Annotated in this window: 3 protein-coding genes and 1 pseudogene; 2 read left to right on the forward strand and 2 right to left on the reverse strand. The window is 73.0% G+C overall.

Annotated elements, in window-relative coordinates; genetic code table 11:
- Positions 1-276 (forward strand): annotated as a pseudogene (locus tag ACFV61_RS35125) (hypothetical protein); the annotation flags it as partial.
- Here ACFV61_RS35125 and ACFV61_RS35130 read toward each other — a convergent pair.
- Together ACFV61_RS35130 and ACFV61_RS35135 are read right to left on the reverse strand one after the other, a co-directional pair.
- Positions 260-1969, reverse strand: a complete 1710-nt coding sequence (locus ACFV61_RS35130; protein WP_380496168.1) for an FAD-dependent oxidoreductase — start codon at positions 1967-1969, stop codon at positions 260-262. The pseudogene ACFV61_RS35125 and the gene ACFV61_RS35130 sit on opposite strands and share 17 nt — an antisense overlap.
- 224 nt (positions 1970-2193) lie before the next feature.
- On the reverse strand, positions 2194-2667 hold the full coding sequence (locus ACFV61_RS35135; RefSeq protein ID WP_380496170.1) for a hypothetical protein: 474 nt from the start codon (positions 2665-2667) through the stop codon (positions 2194-2196).
- Positions 2668-3015: 348 nt separating this feature from the next.
- On the opposite strand from ACFV61_RS35135, the gene ACFV61_RS35140 reads away from it, so the two are divergent.
- On the forward strand, positions 3016-3315 hold the full coding sequence (locus ACFV61_RS35140; RefSeq protein ID WP_380426210.1) for a hypothetical protein: 300 nt from the start codon (positions 3016-3018) through the stop codon (positions 3313-3315).
- Positions 3316-3509: the final 194 nt, after the last annotated feature.

Genomic DNA, 3509 nt, shown 5'->3' on the forward strand with positions numbered 1-3509 from the left:
GTGTGGGGCGCGCCTGTGTCTCCCAACGCGGGGGGGGGGCCGACTGGGCCCCGCGGCTCCGCGGTGTGGGCCGGCCCCGGCGGGGCCGGGGAGGCGGAGCTGGCCCGGCTGGTGGAGGAGGCCGGCGGCCGGCGCTGGACGGTGGAGCGCGCCGCCGAGCACGCGGACGGGGCCCGGCGCCGTCTGCGGAGCCTCGCCGACGGCCCCGGTGCGGTGCCAGGTGCCGTCGCCGACCTCGACGCGCTCTGCGAACTGGTCGTCAACCGGTCGTACTGAGCCGGTCGCCCCCGGCGCGGGAGGACCAGGGCGCCGGGGTGTCGAGGATGTGCGCACGGCCCTGCCGGTAGAGCGCGGCGTCCACCTCCTTCAGGCGGCACAGTTCCTGCGGCTCGTACAGGGCGTGGACCACGGCCGGCTCGGCGCCGTGCCCGGCGGCCTCCAGCAGCGCGTTCGCCGCCGCCCGGCCGCTCTGGTTCGCGCCCTCCATGGTGGCCAGGTTCACCGGGCAGCGGACGAAGTCCCCGGCCATGAACAGGTTCACCGCGGCCGTCCCCGCCAGCGGGCGCAGCGCCCAGGAGCCGGTGGTGTTGATCAGCAGGGCCTCGTCGTTGGTGGCGGGACCGGGGCCATCGAGGTTCTTGACGGCCGGGTCCAGGTGCCAGGAGTGGAGCAGGCCGTCGTGGAGGGTCCGGCGGCGGCCGTCGTCGAGGGCGTCGGCGAGCTGGGCCCAGACCTCGGCGACGACCTCGGCCCGGGTGCAGTCGCGGGCCGGCTTGCCGTAGAGGATGCCGGGGGTGTCCCAGGAGGAGATGTCGACCGACAGGCAGTCGGCCACCGTCCCGTCGCCGTAGGTGGCGCGGAAGTCGGTGTCCCAGAACTGCGCCTGGCTGATGGAGGTCAGGGCCCACGGGGAGTCCTGGTAGATGACGTGGCCGCGGGTGATCGGGGTGGGCTCGGTGAGGTAGAACTGCAGGCCGACCATCCAGTCGGTGCGCAGGTGCGCCGTCTTCTTCAGCTCCGGGTCCGCCTCGGCCAGGCCGCGCTCCAGCAGCGTCCCGATCCGGTCGACCGGGAGCGCGCACACGTACCAGTCGGCGGCCGCCTCCCGCCGCCGGCCGCCCGGGCCGCGCAGGACGGCGCCGACGACGGCGCGGCCCCGCACCGTCAGGCGCTCCACCTGCCAACCGAGTTCGAGCCGCACCCCCAGCCGCTCCAGGTGCCGCACCCAGGGGTCGATCCAGGCGGTGCTGGTCGGGGCGTTCAGGACCCGGTCGGCGGCCTGGGCCTCGCCCCGGCCGAGGAAGCCGTAGCCGAAGGCCTCCAGGAACCCCCCGACGGTGTGCGCGCTGCACACCTCCGCCCTGGCCGCCACGACCGTACGGGTCGCCCCGACGACGCACACCTTCCGGTACTCCTCGGAGGCGCCGTCGGCGGCGGTGAAGTCCCACCACGACATCTGCTCCCACTGCCCCAGCCGCCGCTGCGTGCTGCTGGTCATGTAGACCAGCAACCGGTTGGCGAAGTACAGCAGTTCCTCGTTCAGCTCCCCCTCGGCGCCCAGCTTCATGCCCCGGGCCTTCAGGATCTGCAGGGGCATCCTCGGACCGGCGGCCAGGGACACGTCGACGACCGTCTCCCCGATCCTCCCCGACCGGGCGGACAGCATCTGCGGCGCCTCCCGCAGGTTGCCCTCCACGCCCGAGGGCGAGCCCGGGAGGGGGATCCGCCGCATCGTGTCCGGCAGGCTCCGGTAGAAGCCGGGGAAGAACCGGAACCCGTGCTCGCTGGGCAGGTCGAGCCGCCCGCCGGTACCCGTGCCGGGAACCGAGGCACTCCGGGCCTTCCCGCCCCACCCGGAGGGCTCCACCACGGTCACCTCGAAGCCGCGCTCCGCCAGCTCCATGGCCGCCGTCAGCCCGGCCACCCCGCCGCCCAACACCGTGACCGTCCGGCCCGAACTCCCCGACACCGCACGCCCCTTCCCGGCCCACGGCCGCTCACCCGTCCCACCCCATCCGTACGGGAACGATAGAGCAGGTCATGACGTCACCCCGGAGGAGCCCCTCCCCGCGACCCCCGGCACCCCGCGGCCGCGTCTTCAGGCGCCGACCGAGCACGGGGAGTGTCCGGCACGGCAGAAGGAGGCCCAGCCGCGCCTCTTCCTGCCGTTCACACGAACAGCGGGTCGGCCGGCTACGGCCACGGGTAGCCCACTTGCTCTGGCCGGTAGCCTCCGCAGAGCTCGGCGGTGGCACGGGGATCGCCTGCGGTCAGCTGCGCTTCAAGGCGCTCGGCCTGGTCCGACGGGTCGTCCGCGGAGATCGGCAGGGGCATCAGGAACTGGGCCCAAGGCAGATCCGTCTCGTCCCGGCCAGGGGGATGCCGAAGGACGACGTCGATCCGATCGGGTTCCCCGCGGAAGGCCCAGACCGCCTCCACCTCGCACTCCCACCTGGCGAGCCAGTCCTCGCGTCCCCTCAGCCCCGCCTCCAGCAGCGTCGCGACCACTGCCGCCGGCCACTCCCAGCCGCGGTCCTCCTCGGCTCGCAGGACCTCGGCCTCGTACTGCTCCGCGGCGAATCGAAACTCCGGCAGGTCGAAGCCCCGCTCGACCGGGTCGCGCCAGCCCGCCCAGACGACATGCTCCTCGTCGCGCGTGACCGTCACGTACAGAGCACTGCAGCACCGCTCAAAGCCGCATCCGGATCGAGCGAGCCGAACCTCGTGGGGAGTTCCAGTGGCATGCAACGGCCCGCCCCGGCCCAGGAGATACCGGGGGCCTGATCCCACGAACGGGGGGCCGCCCGATTCCCTGCTACGGAGGGACAGGTCGGCCAGGAGATCCCGGCCACTGACGAACGGGCGGACCTCCACGCCGCCCTCGCCGGGCGGTGGGCAGACGATGCTCAGACGGAGAAGGTCCGGTTCCATGGCCATCGGCAAAGGATCGCGGAGCCGGCCGCAGCTGTCATGTGAATTTGCGTGGCCGCCGGTCCCCGCCTGTAGCGTCACCGCATGACCGACGAGACCACGGCCAGGGCAGGCAGAGAGTTCTACACGTTCGACGGCCGGATCCTGGAGGTCTTCGGCAGCTGTCCGAAGCGGTTTCACATCCAGAACATGGACCTGCGGGTCACGGGCCCCGACCGGAAGGGGAGGCGGACCGTCGAGATCGTCGCCGGCCCGCCCGAAGCCCCGGCGACGCAGCACACATGGCACCACTCGGCCGAGGAATGGCAGCGGGCGCAGGGCCTGGAAGCCCTGCTGGAAGCGGTACGGGCGGGTATCGCGGCGGCCCGGGAGCACGGAGCCTGAGGGTTTTCCGCAACCGTGGTCGAGGACGGCCGCCGCAGCCCTGTCGGGGGAACGGAGGCCGTCGCCCGCAGGGACGCCGGATGCGCCGTCACCGAGTGGGGTGTCGTCGACGGGTGAAATTAGGGCCACGGACGGCGCATCAAAAGCGGGCCACTGCGTGATCTCTTGAACATCCTGACTTCACTGGTATGGGA

Source organism: Kitasatospora sp. NPDC059817 (assembly GCF_042731835.1).
GTDB lineage: Bacteria > Actinomycetota > Actinomycetes > Streptomycetales > Streptomycetaceae > Kitasatospora.